This window comes from Chryseobacterium sp. WX (assembly GCF_029542485.1).
GTDB lineage: Bacteria > Bacteroidota > Bacteroidia > Flavobacteriales > Weeksellaceae > Chryseobacterium > Chryseobacterium cucumeris.
In genome coordinates, this window is the sequence record NZ_CP120710.1 from 2,376,473 (window position 1) to 2,390,839 (window position 14,367).

Sequence of the window (14,367 nt, forward strand, 5' to 3'; positions counted from 1 at the left end):
AAGACAGCTGCACGAATGCAGCCGTCTACAGAAATTATTAACTCAAAAAATTTTATTTTTTAATGGCTTTTACTGTTGATTTTGAACCATCCTTAAAGTTCATCGTCACTAAGTATAAACCGGCATTCAATTCACCCAACTGAAGTTCTGTGGTAGGATTGTCAATAGTTTTCACTACTCTTCCCGCTACATCTGTAACAGTTACAGATTTAACATCTTTGATATCCGCAATATGCAGAACATCTTTGAAAGGATTAGGATATACACTCACTTCTTTTTTCTTCAATTGCGTTTCTGAAGTTGATAAAGAAGTAGCTACTTCAAATGTAAAATCAATAAATTCTCCTCTTGAAATAGCAGAACAAGGGTTTGAAGGGGCTGTACTATTATAATCAGTCACCACTCTCATTCTATAAGTTCCCAGAGGTGTTCCTGCAGGCACAGTGATAGATCCCGAAGCATTTGTAATATAAGTGTTAGTAACAAACATTCTTTCTGAAGCTTCAAAAGTTAAATTATTATTCCAGTCTACCCAAACCCCGATTCCACATGTAGGACCACCGGCAGTGAAAGATACTGAAGTACTGGATCCCGGAGCATTGATTATTTTGTTACTGCTTGTTGTTAAGTTTTGATACCCACCTGCAACACTTGATCCAGATGAATAAGCCATATCTACAAGGCCTCCTGTCGAACTGAATTCAGAAAGCCAGGAATTCTGAGAACTGGATGAAGGCAGACAATATCCCGTTCTGAATGCAGTCGCTTCACTCCAGATACTTTTATCACTAGCACTACATACAGATCTTACCCAGGCATAGTAATTCGTATCCGTAGATAATGAACTTAATGGTGCAGAAATAGTGGTAGAAGTTACGGAATTGGTAGCATTCAATACCGTTGTAGCATCAGGTGCTGTATTGGTTGTACTGTAATATACTTCGTATCCGTTTGCAGGAACTGAAGCTGGTGCCGTCCAACCGATTGTTGCCGAGTTCATTGTTACGTTTGATGACATAAGTGCCGTTGGTTCAAGGCAGGAAGGAATATTCTGAACGGTAATATTATCAATATAAATAGAACGTGAAGAACCTCCTAAACCATGTTTAAATGCTAACTGTAAATCAGTACCCACTGGAATATTAACGGTATATTGGGTGTGGGTAGTTGTTAAAGCAATAGGAGAACCAATTTGTGTGAAAGAAGCAGGATCTGCAGGGTTTGATAATGTTCCCACTAATAATGTATAATTACTTCCTCCGGCTTTTGCATAAAATCTTACCCTCTTCGTACCATCTGAAAGATTTATAGTAGGAGGTGCAACCAACATTTGGCTACCTGTTGTCCCACTTGAATTATTCATATAATAAGCATTAGGTGCTGAGTAATTATTCGTTGTGGTTACATAACCATATCCTGCAAATGACGCACTTTCTAAATATGCCCAGCAGCTTGGTGCATTCGTATTTGAGCTGGAACCTGTACTTGTGGTATCAAAGTTTTCTGTATATGGAACAGTGAAAGTAGAACAAGCTGTCTTAAATGTGCCTGCAAAAGACCATACACTTTGGCCTGTCGCCGTGTTACAATTTGATCTGACCCAATAATAATAAGTTGTATTGGAGTTAAGACCTCCTATTGTTGTGCTGGTACCTGTTACTCCCGGATAAGTAGGTGCTACTGAGCTCGCCGGTGTTGTGTTTGAAGTACTGTGGTATACATCATAACTGGCAGCACTACCTGTCCATGACACTAAAGCAGAATTAGCTGTGATCCCTGAAACCGCCTGCAATACAGGAGGCATACAATCCGAATAAGCATCTGCTGAAAAAGCAAAAATATTTGGTATACCAGAACCACTTACTTTGGTTACTGTTACACTTTGTACTAGTTTTGCCTGATTGGCTGCATCTATTGCCAGTTCAGCCTGATATAATCTTGGATTAGTTCCGCCTTCAGGAGAAGGAACATCATCACCAGCTCCAGGAGTAGCTCCCGGCTTTTTAATTCTTCCTATCCCCTGGATCGCAAAATTAGGTCCATTATACCAGTCAGCAAGACTGATACCTGAAAACGTCTGCGAGCTGCCATCTGTAAAATTTACCACCACACTTACCGTAGAAGTACCACTTCCACTTACAGCAAGCATATACAGCTTGGTTGCTGCCTTTGGTGTTGTAAATGCCAAAGTTCCGTTATCATTGGTTGCAGCCAGTCTTAAAGAATTATTCGTATTCAAATTTGCTAACTGAAAACTCAATCCGGGCGTGGTTGCCACTACAGAATTAATAATTCCGTCAACAGGAATCCCATACGTAATGGCATTACTTGATGATGTAAGCTGAAAATCTTTAGCTACAAAAGCATAAGAAACTCCGTCTACATCATTATTTGTACTAATTGTTGAAGAACCTATCCCGTTGGCAATCACATCGGCTGTAAAGCCTGAAGAGACCGGCATAGTTTGATAATTCTGAGCCATGAATACACTGGCAGAAAACAGAGCGATAGCAGGTACCACTCTAGAAAATAAATTTATTACCATTTTAATCACATTTGTGGCGAAATTTAGGAAAAATAACAATACGAAAATATTATTTTTAACAAAATCCTAAACTTTATTTAAAATGTATGACAAATTAATATTAAAAACTATTTAAATCAGTAAATTTTAAAGACAACGTAAAGCTTAATGAAACACCTTCTTATTGATTCTTAATTTTATTATTGAGAAATTAAATCCTATTTTTGTCATACAAATTTTTTGAACAATGCCGAATATTTCAAACAGAGCACTGCATATGCCACCATCGCCGGTAAGAAAACTGGTTCCCTTTGCGTTACAAGCAAAACAAAAAGGAATAAAAGTATATCACCTTAATATCGGGCAGCCTGATATTGAAACTCCGGAAACAGCTTTAAATGCTTTAAAAAACATCGATTTAAAAGTATTGGAATACGCGCTTTCTGAAGGGAATATTCAATACAGAAAAGCCCTTACAGAATACTACCATTCATTAGGATTCTCAGATCTTACTCCTGATAACTTTATTGTTACCAACGGAGGTTCTGAAGCACTAAACTTTGCCATTTCTACTTTATGTGATGAAGGGGATGAAGTGATTATTCCTGAACCTTATTATGCCAACTACAATGGATTCACCAGCACATTTGATGTGAATGTAGTAGCAGTTCCTTCTACAATTGACACTGGTTTTGCTTTGCCACCTGTTGAGGAATTCGAGAAAAAAATTACAGAGAAAACAAGAGCAATCATTATCTGTAACCCTGGAAACCCTACCGGATATCTTTATACCCGTGAGGAACTTCAGAAACTGGCAGAAATTGCTTTGAAATATGACATCGTAATCATTTCTGATGAAGTTTACAGAGAATACGTTTATGATGGGAAGCAACAGATTTCAATGCTTGATTTCCCTGAATTAGCTGAAAACTGTATCATCATTGATTCAGAATCCAAGCGTTACTCTATGTGTGGTGTGAGAATCGGATGTATGTTAACACGTTCCAACAAGATCCGCAATGCTGCCATGCTTTTTGCACAGGCAAGATTAAGCCCGGTTCTTTTAGGACAGATTGCAGCAACAGCAGCACACCAGAATGATGGACCTTACATCAGAGCCGTAAGAGAAGAATATACCCACAGAAGAAATGTATTGGTAGATCTTTTAAATGCTATTCCTGGGGTAATTTGCCCTAAACCAAGAGGAGCATTCTACTGTGTTGCCGAACTTCCGGTAGACGATACTGAAAAATTTGCTCAGTGGTTACTTGAAAAATATTCTCTGAATAACGAAACCATCATGGTGGCGCCTGCAGGAGGATTCTACAGCAATCCTGAATTAGGTAAAAAACAGGTAAGAATTGCTTACGTTCTGAAAGAAGAAGATTTAAAAAGAAGTGCTGAAATTCTTAAAGAAGCTTTAAAGAAGTACAGAGAAGAATTCAGTCTGTAAAATAGATCCTATGCCGACAACAAAAAAACTCCATCTGAAAATCCTGTTTTCGATCCTTTTGCTGTCGGCATTTTTTTCTTGTGACTCCAAAAAGACAGAACAGCCTGTTTCCCCTAAAAATCCACACGAAATTACTTTCATCAGTGTATCTGATGTTGAAGGAAACCTCGGAAACTACAGGATTATCAAAGCCACAAAAGATTCTGTTTTTGCAGAAAAAGGAATGACAGCCAATCAAACCCATAAAGCGTGGGCATCTGCCATCAATTCCGAAACGTGGAAAAAGCTTACATCATCTATTAACATTGTAGATCTTGACCATATAAAAAGTTCTCACAGTCAACAGTCCGTAGACGGAATAGATGAAACCTTCCAGATTCGGACTCCCAAAAAATCACATATCTATGTGAACGCTTATGCAGACACTATACATTACAAGCAGCTACAGCAAGTTAAAGAACAACTAGACAAGATTCTTCCGAAAGAATACCAATAAAACATGCAAGAAAACTTTTCATTAAAATCTTATAACACATTCGGTGTTGAAGCCAAGTCTCGATTTTTTACTGAAGTCAATACCATTGATGAGTTAAAAGAGGCACTTAATTTTGCAGAAACCCAATCTCTTCAGCTTCTTTTTTTAGGAGGCGGAAGTAACATTCTTCTTACCAAAGATTTTGACGGTCTTGCCATTCAACTTAATTTAAGAGGAATTTCTGAAGAGCATATCAATGAAAATGAAGTATGGGTAACCGCAAAAGCAGGGGAAAACTGGCACGAATTTGTAATGTTCTGCCTGCAAAAAAATTATGGAGGCCTTGAAAATCTTTCTTTAATTCCCGGAAATGTAGGAACTTCTCCCATGCAGAATATCGGAGCTTACGGAACAGAAATCAAAGATATTTTTATAAGCTGTAAGGTATTGGATTTAGAAAATCTTGAACTGAAAACTTTCACTCTTGACCAATGCAGATTCGGATACAGAGATTCTATTTTCAAACAGGAAGGAAAAGGCAGATATGTTATTCTGGAAGTTACTTTTAAACTGACTCAAAAAGATCACCTTATCAAGACAGAATATGGAGCTATCAAATCTGAACTGGAAAATCTTGGCATTGAAAATCCTACAATTCAGGATGTTTCCAGGGCAGTGATCAATATCCGACAAAGCAAATTACCAAATCCTAAAGAAATCGGAAATGCCGGAAGTTTTTTCAAGAACCCTACTATTCCTTTGGCTCAGTTTGAAGCATTAAAACAACAGTTTGAAAATATTCAGGGTTACCCGAATGGAGAGATGGTAAAAGTCCCTGCCGGATGGCTGATTGAGCAATGTGGGTGGAAAGGGAAGCAGATCGGAAATGTAGCTTCACACAAACTGCAGTCTCTGGTCATCATCAATGCTACAGGAAATGCTACCGGAAAAGAAATATTTGATTTTTCCACTGAGATTATTAATTCTGTAAAAGAAAAATTCGGAATAGAATTAGAAAGGGAAGTGAATATTATTTAATCTAAAAATACACAAAGGCTGATTCATATGAATTCAGTCTTTTTTTATTTCTTAATTATCTATAAGTGTCCAATATTTTGAAGTCTTATTTTATGAAATATATTTCTCGCACGGATTTCTCAGGTAGCACAGATCTTTATGACATTAATTTTATTTCACTCTTGCTGAAAATCTTCGATTTTCTTACGCCTTAAAACAGCATATTATTCAAATCTTGCACCTTTGCCCTTGCGTAACAAAAATTAATTCAGAATCAATTCATATCCAGTCTCCGGAAAATCATTATTTTAGCTTAAAAATTACAATTTGCGATGAAAATAGCTATTCTTGGAGCCGGAAATATGGGACTTTCTTTTTCAAAATCATTCCTGAAATACGAACTGATCAAACCTGAGCATCTGCATCTTATTATCAGGAGTCAGGAAAAAATCACCAAAATAGCTGAGGAATTTCCCAAATCTAAAATTTCCACTTTTCAAGAAGTAAAAGAAATTGATGCTGATCTTATTATTATTGCTGTAAAACCTCAGGATTTTCAAACCGTTGCCCAAAATATTCAATTTACATTTAAAGAAAACCAGATGATTTTATCGATCATGGCGGGAATCAATATTGAAAAAATCCAGAAATTACTGAATCATCCGCTTGTTGTAAGAGCCATGCCAAACTCTCCTACCCTTCTGGGAATGGGAATCACAGGTTATACTGCAGCTAATGGAATTTCTTTCAGCCAGTTAATCAATATTGAAAGATTATTGAACAGCACAGGAAGATCGGTTTATCTGGAGAACGAAGAACTTCTGGATGGTGTCACCGCCCTTTCAGGAAGTGGTCCTGCATATTTCTATTATATCATCGATACTATGATTAAAGCAGGTATTGAAATGGGAATTGAAGAAAATCTTTCCAAGCTTTTTGTAAAACAGACCATGCTTGGGGCTTATCATCTGATCAATAATTCAGAAAAGAATCTTGAAGAGCTGATCAAAGATGTTGCATCTAAAGGCGGAACTACTGAAGCTGCTTTAAAAACATTTGAAGAAAACAGTTTTAAAGAAATTCTGAAGCAGGGACTTCTGAACGCCGAAAAGCGTGCAAAGGAACTTAATAATTAATTTTTTTTTCAATCAATCCGCAAATCTTCAATCCCAGATACACCCCAAAAGTATTCAGGATGATATCGTCTACCTCAAATATTCCCATTCTGGTAAAATACTGAAGAGCTTCTACAATAACGATGCATGAGATAAAACCAAATAATAACGGCTTCAGTTTTTTCAGTTCAGGAATGATCCAACCCAAAAATCCAAAAGGAATAAACATTATGATATTCCCTAAAACAATCCTCACAATATCTATCGTCTTATTGGGCCCCTGAATAAATTTTATGGTAGAAAAAAAAGGTTCTACCGTAATGAGATTTTCCTCATATTGAAATCTGCCCATTCCTAAAAACATCAAATAGAGCAAAAACAGAGTGTACGGAACAATAATGATTTTATAAATTTTCTTTAACATCGAACTGCTAATATATTCATTTCAAAAATATTAAATTTGTGTATTAAAATAATTTAATGAAATACGTTCTGCTTACACTTATTTCAGCAATGCTGCTGTCGGTTTCATGGCCAACTTATGGGGTTCCGTTTTTTATATTTTTTGCTCTTGTTCCTCTTCTGATGATGGAGCACGGAATTTCAAAATTTTCAGATTATAAAAGGAAAAGCTGGATGGTCTTTGGATTATCTTACCTGTGTTTTATCATCTGGAATGTAGTAACCACAGGATGGCTGTATGGTTCCAAAAACCCTGACGGAAGCCACTCTCTGATGGCTGTTTTATTTCCGGTACTGGTCAATTCTCTTTTATATTCTTTAGTATTCCAATGTTATCACTGGTACAAAAATGCTCAGGGAACATATTGGGGATTAGGATTTTTAATCGCTATCTGGATGAGTTTTGAAAAATTTCATCTGGGATGGGAACTTACGTGGCCCTGGCTAAACCTTGGGAATGTATTTTCAGACTACCCAAAACTGATCCAGTGGTATGATACCCTAGGAGCAACCGGAGGAAGTTTCTGGATTCTACTGATTAATGTACTTATTTTTTACACAGTAAGAACATGGGAAGCCGGAAGAAAGAGAAAAGATTTGATCAAAAATTCGGCTATTATTGGAGCTTTAATTGCTTTGCCTATGATTATTTCGGTAATCAAATACAATAATTTCGATGAGAAACCAACAGGACAAGTTAATGTTCTGATGCTGCAGCCGGATCTTGATCCTTATGCTGAAAAATATTCGAAAGACAGTCTAACCATAGAACAGGATTTATTAGCACTTGCTGAAAAAAACTCAACAGGTAAAATTGATTATTATATTGCCCCGGAAACAGCTTTACCGGGAAGAGGATCTATTTCCGAAACAGCTTTTGAAAAGAGTTTACTTCTCAATAATATCAAAGGATTTTTATCCAATCACCCTGGATCTGTTTTTGCAACAGGAATTTCTTCACACCGTTTTTTTTATAATCCAGCCGATTTACCAAAAGAAGCATACCAGATCAACAGCGGAGTTTGGGTGAGCAGTTATAATACCGCCATTCAACTGGTACCTAACCAAAAAGTACAGGCTTATCACAAAGGAAAACTAGTGCCAGGCGTTGAAATATTCCCTTATATGAATGTTTTAAAGCCATTGCTTGGAGATGCTATGCTGAATCTGGGAGGAACAGTAGCTTCTTTGGGAACAGATAAAGAAAGAGTTGCCTTTTCGAATCCTTACAACAAAGGGAAACTAGCGCCTATCATTTGCTATGAAAGTATTTATGGTGAATTTGTGACAGACTATGTCAAAAAAGGAGCTAATTTCTTAGGTATTATGACCAACGACTCCTGGTGGGGCGTTACAGAAGGACACAAACAGCTTTTATCTTATGCTAAACTGAGAGCTATTGAAACCAGAAGAGAAATTGCCCGAGCGGCCAACAGCGGAATTTCTGCACATATCAATGCTAAAGGTGAGGTAAGTGCTGACACTTTCTATGGTGACCAGACAGCCTTATTCGCAAAAGTAAACCTGTATGATACCATGACATTTTATACAAGAGCAGGAGATCTTCTTTCAAGGTTTTCCATATTTGCGTTAGGATTCTTATTGTTCTACTATCTGATTGAATGGTTCAAAAAGAAAACAAAGAAAGCTTAGTTCTCAAACACTAATTGCACAAATTTACTCACGAATAGCACAAGATCTGCAGATCATATAGATTTTGTTTCATAAAAAGAGAAAAGCCAGCTGGACGTCTGGCTTTTCTCATTGATAGAAGATAGAATTGATTCAATTACTTAATCGTAAGCTTTCTGGTGGTTATTTCGTTTTTTATCTTCAGTTTTAATAAATAGACTCCTTTAGATAAATGAGAAACATCAATAGACTGATCTCCATTGATACTGATATTCAGTTTTCTTCCATCCATAGAATACATTTCGGCTTCCGAAACTTTTTCTCCTTTGATATATACTTTATCTGACGTAGGGTTGGGATAGATAACAAGCTGCTTTTCAGATTTAATTTCCGCTGTTCCCAACACACTTTGTGCAGAAGCGTCAGAATATACTTTTGCAGCATCAATTGATTTTACACTCCAGTATACATTCTGGACAGCCGGATCAAGCTCCAGAAACCATGATGATGTTGTCACTATGTATTTTGCAATATCATGAGCTCCCTGTGTAGATCCTACGGTAATTTCATAACGCAAAGCATTCACCGGAGTTTTATCGTCGGATGCGCCACTCCAAGTAAAATTGAAACGATTTCCGTTTTTAGTCAGATTCAATTGAGTAGGCGCTGCAGGTTTTGCGTTAGCTGCCGTGGAATTATTTTTAAATACTTTAGTCAGTGAAGGCAGATCTGAAGCAGACCAGTCGAATCCACCCAATAAGATGTCCGGATGATGATCATTATTAAAATCAAAAAGCTGCACCAGTCCCGGACCTCCAAGCGCAGTCATACCCGTTACAGTTCCTTCATTGAATGTATGATTGGAAACATCATAGATATAGGTTTTCACAACAGCGTTGTAATTTTCATTCCCTGAAATAATAAAGTCGTAATAGCCGTCGTTATTCAAATCACCAACACTTAGTGCCACATCTGAAATATCGTTTACAGCAATAGTCTGAGGAGTTAATTTACCGGTACCATCATTCATTAAAACAGCAGAATAGGCATCATCGTTGGCATCTCTTCCAATTACCACGATATCCTGAAAACCATCTGCATTAAAGTCTGCAAAATCTATTTTACCCACTGCTACAGGCGCAAGATCCTGTGTAGGAGTCAGAACTCCAGCCTGGTTCATATATACTTTGGATACCGCATCACCATTAATATCCGATCCTATAATCACAAGATCCAGCAGGTTGTCGTTATTGAGGTCTACTACTTTAAAACTTCCACTCTGAGTTCCATCTATCCAATTTTCCGTAAGATCAAAACCGGCGCCTGTGTTTTTGTAATAATCCAAGCTATTTCCAAAACCTCCTCCATGAGCATATTGAGTTCCATTAATGGCATAATCAGGTTTCCCATCATGGTTAAAATCAAAAACTTCCAGAGAACCATAAATTTTACCAGGCAGTTCTGCTTCTTTTACAAATCCTGTCCCGGTATTTTTGAATCGGTATTGTTTATAATTAACAACATCCATATAGCTGAGTCCTGTAGAAATAATATCCATCAGACCATCATTATTATAATCAATAAACTTAATATCTCCAAGATGGTTTACATCAGCTCCCAATCCTACAAATGGCAATAAGGTTGTCCCATTATTCTGATATACTTCATTATAGGTACTGTCTACATTTCCGTCCCCATCAGAATCTATTGCTCCGTTGAGCACAATATCAAGCGTCCCATTGTTGTCTATATCCGCAATATCAGCTGCAGAATAATAAAAATTATTCATGCTGGTCTGCACCTCAGTAAAGTTCTGAGCCATCAGACTGGCTGGTATCATAGACCATAGAATATAAATCCTCTTCATAGTTGTTTTTATTTAGATTAATTAAAAACAAAGATAGAATATTAAATTCTGAGGGTAAAAAAAAAGGCTGTATGAAATATATCAGCACCCTTTATCTGCTGTATCCCAAGGATTCTGCTATTTTAAAAATTCAATATTATTAATCAGCCACTTATTTGCAAATATTTTCCAAAAGATTTGTCTATCTAAAAAATTCTTCGTTATTTTGCACTCTCAAATATTATACAAATAAGAACATCGAGATATGTCAAGAATTTGCCAAATAACAGGAAAGCGTGCAATGGTTGGTAACAACGTTTCTCACGCTAATAACAAAACGAAGCGTCGTTTTGAAATTAACTTATTAGAGAAGAAGTTTTACCTTCCGGAGCAAGATAAGCACGTTACACTGAAAGTATCAGCTCATGGATTGAGAGTGATTAACAAGATTGGAATCGAGGAAGCTATTGAAAGAGCTACTAGAAACGGATTGATTAAAAAGAATTAATAAATCATGGCAAAAAAAGGAAATAGAGTTCAAGTAATCCTTGAATGTACAGAGCACAAAGAAAGTGGTATGCCAGGAATGTCTAGATACATTTCTACAAAAAATAAAAAGAACACTACAGAGAGATTAGAGCTTAAAAAGTATAATCCAGTTCTTAAGAGATCTACCCTTCACAAAGAAATTAAGTAATTTATAAATAATAACTTACCATGGCAAAGAAAGTAGTAGCAACCCTACAAAGCGGTCAGTCTAAGAAGATGACTAAAGTGGTGAAAATGGTTAAGTCTTCTAAATCAGGAGCTTACGTTTTCGAAGAAAAAGTAATGAATGCTGACGAAGTAGACGGTTATTTAAAAAAATAATCAATACTTTGTTTACAATATAAAAAAACTACTCATTTTTTTGGGTAGTTTTTTTGTTATATTCGTTTCATAAAAAAAACACATTATGAAGCAATTCTTTATTTTATTTTTCTCCCTATTATTCACTGGATCTTTATATCATTCTCAAAGTCTTCAAAACAAAGAAAGCGCTCCTGGGAATGTAAAAATTATTGTTTTAGGAAATGTACAGGACGCAGGGTCACCCCAGATCGGATGCCGTAAAGAATGTTGTTTGGACCTCTGGAAACATCCTCTGCAAGACAGGAAAATAACTTCTCTGGGACTTATTGATAAAGAGCTGCAGAAAAATTATATCTTCGATGCCAGTCCGGATTTTACCCAGCAACTGCAATTCCTGATGGAACATACAGCCATTCCGAAGAAAACGATACCTGATGGTATCTTTATCACCCATGCTCATATCGGACATTATACAGGTCTTATGTTTTTGGGGAAAGAAGCTATGAATTCCAGGGATATTCCTGTGTACACCATGCCACGGCTTAAAAAGTTTTTCGAAAACAATGGACCGTGGTCTCAGCTGATCCGTTTGCAGAATATTGTTCCTTATGAGATGCAGAATGAAACACCAACACAGGTGAACTCTCATTTGGAAGTTACTCCTATACAGGTTCCTCATCGTGATGAATATTCAGAAACGGTTGGTTTCATCATTAAAGGGCCTCATAAAAAGGCGTTATTCATTCCGGATATAGACAAATGGAATAAGTGGAAATACAATATTACAGATCTGATAAAAACAGTAGATTATGCATTTCTGGACGGTACATTCTATGACTCGGAAGAAATAGGCTACAGAAATATTGAAGATATCCCGCACCCATTTGTAGTGGAGAGTATGGAACTGTTTAAAAGCCTGTCACCTGAATATAAAAAAAGAATTTTCTTTATCCATTTTAATCATACCAATAAAATTTTAAATTCGGAAAGCAAACAAAGTAAGCAGGTCATAGAAAAAGGTTTTAATATTTCACGAATGGGAGATGAGTTTGAATTATAGCGACAATCAGTTTCGTTGAGGAGACAACAATAAAACTCCTGATAAGTAGCTTCAGGAAATAAAAATAATCAAGACTTTGTTTACATATAAAAAAACAACTCCTGTTTTGGGTAGTTTTTTTGTTATCTTTGCTCACCAGATTATTAATCAGTAAAGTATGAAAAAGATACTTGTTCTGGCCTGTACAGTAACTTTTCTATTTTCATTCAGTCAGAAAACAATGAATTCTGTAGAATATAAAAGTTCGCCAAAAGTTTTCACTATTAAAGGATTATCACAATCAGTAAGTATTGACTGTGGAAATTCTAAAATGATTTTATTATCCGGACAGGTTCCTCTGAACTCTGAAGGTAATCTTGTGGGAAATACTATTGAAGAGCAGACGCAGCAGGTTTTCAAAAATATTGAAAACATTTTGGAAGAATATGGAGGTACAGGAAAAGATATTATCAAACTGGTAATTTATACCACAGACATCAAAAAAACGCCTGATTTCAGAAAAGTAAGGGATTTGCATATCAGCCTTCAAAACCCTCCCGTAAGCAGCCTTGTGGAAGTGAGCAAACTTTTCAGAGATGACGTGCTTATAGAAGTAGAAGCCACAGCAGTGATTAAAAATAAATAAGAATAAACTAAAACTATGAGTTGGTTTAAAAATATTTTCAAAAAGGAAGAAAAAGAAACCTTAGATAAAGGATTGGAAAAATCCAGCCAGGGATTCTTTGAAAAAATGACGAAAGCCGTAGTCGGTAAAAGCAAAGTAGATGATGAAGTTCTGGATGATCTGGAAGAAGTACTGATTGCTTCCGATGTAGGAGCCTCTACCACTATCAAGATCATTGAAAGAATTGAAGAACGTGTTGCCAGAGATAAATATGTAGGCGTCAACGAACTTGACAAAATTCTTCGTGATGAGATTTCAGGATTATTGCTTGAAAATCCGCATGCCGGTACAGGAAATATCGATACTTCCAAAAAGCCATACGTCATCATGGTCGTAGGGGTAAATGGAGTTGGAAAAACAACAACCATCGGAAAACTGGCTCACCAGTTCAAATCAGAAGGTAAAAAAGTAGTTCTTGGAGCTGCAGATACCTTTAGAGCTGCTGCCGTTGATCAGCTTGTTATCTGGAGTGAAAGAGTGGGTGTTCCTATTGTAAAACAGGAAATGGGATCAGATCCCGCTTCAGTAGCCTTTGATACAGTACAAAGTGCTGTAGCTCAAAATGCAGATGTTGTCATCATTGATACTGCAGGAAGACTTCATAACAAGATCAACCTGATGAACGAGCTTTCCAAGATCAAAAGAGTAATGCAGAAAGTAATTCCTGATGCCCCTCATGAGATTCTATTAGTACTTGACGGTTCTACAGGACAGAATGCTTTCGAACAGGCAAAACAGTTTACAGCGGCAACAGAAGTAAATGCTTTAGCAGTAACTAAACTGGATGGAACAGCCAAAGGAGGCGTTGTAATCGGTATCTCCGATCAGTTCCAGATTCCGGTGAAGTATATCGGTGTAGGCGAAAAAATGCAGGATTTACAACTTTTTAATGGTACGGAATTTGTAGACTCATTCTTCAAGAAAAGATGATTTATATCATGTTTTCCCTTATATTAGTAACAAATCATTTTTAAAATATTAACAATAAAAAAATTTGCAACTATGGGAATTATTACATGGATCTTATTCGGTCTTATTGCAGGTGCTATCGCTAAAATGATCATGCCTGGAACTCAGGGAGGAGGATGGCTAATCACTATTATCCTTGGAATTCTGGGAGCATTTGTAGGAGGAGCTATAGGAGTTTACGTTTTACACTGGGGAGATGTTACCTCATTCTGGAATCCAAGAAGCTGGATTCTCTCAATCGGAGGAGCTTTAATCATTCTCTGGATTTACGGAATGGCCACAAAGAAAAGCTGATAGT

15 protein-coding genes are annotated in these 14,367 nt (G+C 36.7%); 12 read left to right on the plus strand and 3 right to left on the minus strand.

The genetic code is table 11. The features are described 5' to 3' along the window. Window positions 1–52: 52 nt before the first annotated feature. Complete coding sequence (locus tag PZ898_RS10710; RefSeq protein ID WP_277695476.1) at window positions 53–2,545, minus strand: GEVED domain-containing protein; 2,493 nt, start codon at window positions 2,543–2,545, stop codon at window positions 53–55. 226 nt (window positions 2,546–2,771) lie between these two features. On the opposite strand from PZ898_RS10710, the gene PZ898_RS10715 reads away from it, so the two are divergent. From PZ898_RS10715 to proC, 4 genes are all read left to right on the plus strand, one after another. Next, window positions 2,772–3,977: a pyridoxal phosphate-dependent aminotransferase gene (locus PZ898_RS10715; RefSeq protein WP_277695477.1), complete on the plus strand. Its 1,206-nt coding sequence runs from the start codon at window positions 2,772–2,774 to the stop codon at window positions 3,975–3,977. 10 nt (window positions 3,978–3,987) lie between these two features. Continuing rightward, a complete protein-coding gene (locus PZ898_RS10720; RefSeq protein ID WP_062676193.1) occupies window positions 3,988–4,473 on the plus strand; it encodes a hypothetical protein in 486 nt (161 codons plus the stop codon). Between the two features lie 3 nt (window positions 4,474–4,476). Beyond that, window positions 4,477–5,490: a UDP-N-acetylmuramate dehydrogenase gene (gene murB, locus PZ898_RS10725; RefSeq protein ID WP_277695478.1), complete on the plus strand. Its 1,014-nt coding sequence runs from the start codon at window positions 4,477–4,479 to the stop codon at window positions 5,488–5,490. A gap of 311 nt (window positions 5,491–5,801) precedes the next feature. Continuing rightward, window positions 5,802–6,605, plus strand: a complete 804-nt coding sequence (gene proC / locus PZ898_RS10730; protein ID WP_277695479.1) for a pyrroline-5-carboxylate reductase — start codon at window positions 5,802–5,804, stop codon at window positions 6,603–6,605. Here the strand turns inward: proC and PZ898_RS10735 are convergent. Continuing rightward, window positions 6,595–7,008: a VanZ family protein gene (locus PZ898_RS10735; protein ID WP_120232163.1), complete on the minus strand. Its 414-nt coding sequence runs from the start codon at window positions 7,006–7,008 to the stop codon at window positions 6,595–6,597. The two genes, proC and PZ898_RS10735, sit on opposite strands and share 11 nt — an antisense overlap. A gap of 56 nt (window positions 7,009–7,064) precedes the next feature. On the opposite strand from PZ898_RS10735, the gene lnt reads away from it, so the two are divergent. Beyond that, on the plus strand, window positions 7,065–8,699 hold the full coding sequence (gene lnt / locus PZ898_RS10740) for an apolipoprotein N-acyltransferase (RefSeq protein WP_277695480.1): 1,635 nt from the start codon (window positions 7,065–7,067) through the stop codon (window positions 8,697–8,699). Between the two features lie 136 nt (window positions 8,700–8,835). On the opposite strand, the gene PZ898_RS10745 is transcribed toward lnt, so the two are convergent. Then, window positions 8,836–10,545: a T9SS type A sorting domain-containing protein gene (locus tag PZ898_RS10745; RefSeq protein ID WP_277695481.1), complete on the minus strand. Its 1,710-nt coding sequence runs from the start codon at window positions 10,543–10,545 to the stop codon at window positions 8,836–8,838. A gap of 244 nt (window positions 10,546–10,789) precedes the next feature. On the opposite strand from PZ898_RS10745, the gene rpmB reads away from it, so the two are divergent. The 7 genes from rpmB (at window position 10,790) to PZ898_RS10780 (ending at window position 14,363) form a co-directional block, all read left to right on the plus strand. Beyond that, the gene (rpmB, locus tag PZ898_RS10750; protein ID WP_002976757.1) at window positions 10,790–11,032 is read left to right on the plus strand and encodes a 50S ribosomal protein L28; all 243 of its coding nucleotides are present in this window, start codon (window positions 10,790–10,792) and stop codon (window positions 11,030–11,032) included. A gap of 6 nt (window positions 11,033–11,038) precedes the next feature. Continuing rightward, a complete protein-coding gene (rpmG, locus tag PZ898_RS10755; protein ID WP_027373683.1) occupies window positions 11,039–11,221 on the plus strand; it encodes a 50S ribosomal protein L33 in 183 nt (60 codons plus the stop codon). 20 nt (window positions 11,222–11,241) lie between these two features. Next, window positions 11,242–11,394 carry a DUF4295 domain-containing protein gene (locus tag PZ898_RS10760; RefSeq protein WP_002976755.1) on the plus strand — a complete coding sequence of 51 codons (153 nt, stop codon included), beginning with the start codon at window positions 11,242–11,244 and terminating at the stop codon, window positions 11,392–11,394. 85 nt (window positions 11,395–11,479) lie between these two features. Beyond that, window positions 11,480–12,436, plus strand: coding sequence for an MBL fold metallo-hydrolase (locus PZ898_RS10765; RefSeq protein ID WP_277695482.1), 957 nt, complete (start codon window positions 11,480–11,482; stop codon window positions 12,434–12,436). Window positions 12,437–12,593: 157 nt separating this feature from the next. Next, window positions 12,594–13,061 carry a RidA family protein gene (locus PZ898_RS10770; protein ID WP_277695483.1) on the plus strand — a complete coding sequence of 156 codons (468 nt, stop codon included), beginning with the start codon at window positions 12,594–12,596 and terminating at the stop codon, window positions 13,059–13,061. 15 nt (window positions 13,062–13,076) lie between these two features. Then, window positions 13,077–14,030: a signal recognition particle-docking protein FtsY gene (ftsY, locus tag PZ898_RS10775; RefSeq protein WP_034694984.1), complete on the plus strand. Its 954-nt coding sequence runs from the start codon at window positions 13,077–13,079 to the stop codon at window positions 14,028–14,030. Window positions 14,031–14,102: 72 nt separating this feature from the next. Further along, a complete protein-coding gene (locus PZ898_RS10780; protein WP_034694983.1) occupies window positions 14,103–14,363 on the plus strand; it encodes a GlsB/YeaQ/YmgE family stress response membrane protein in 261 nt (86 codons plus the stop codon). The last annotated feature ends 4 nt before the right edge of the window (window positions 14,364–14,367 follow it).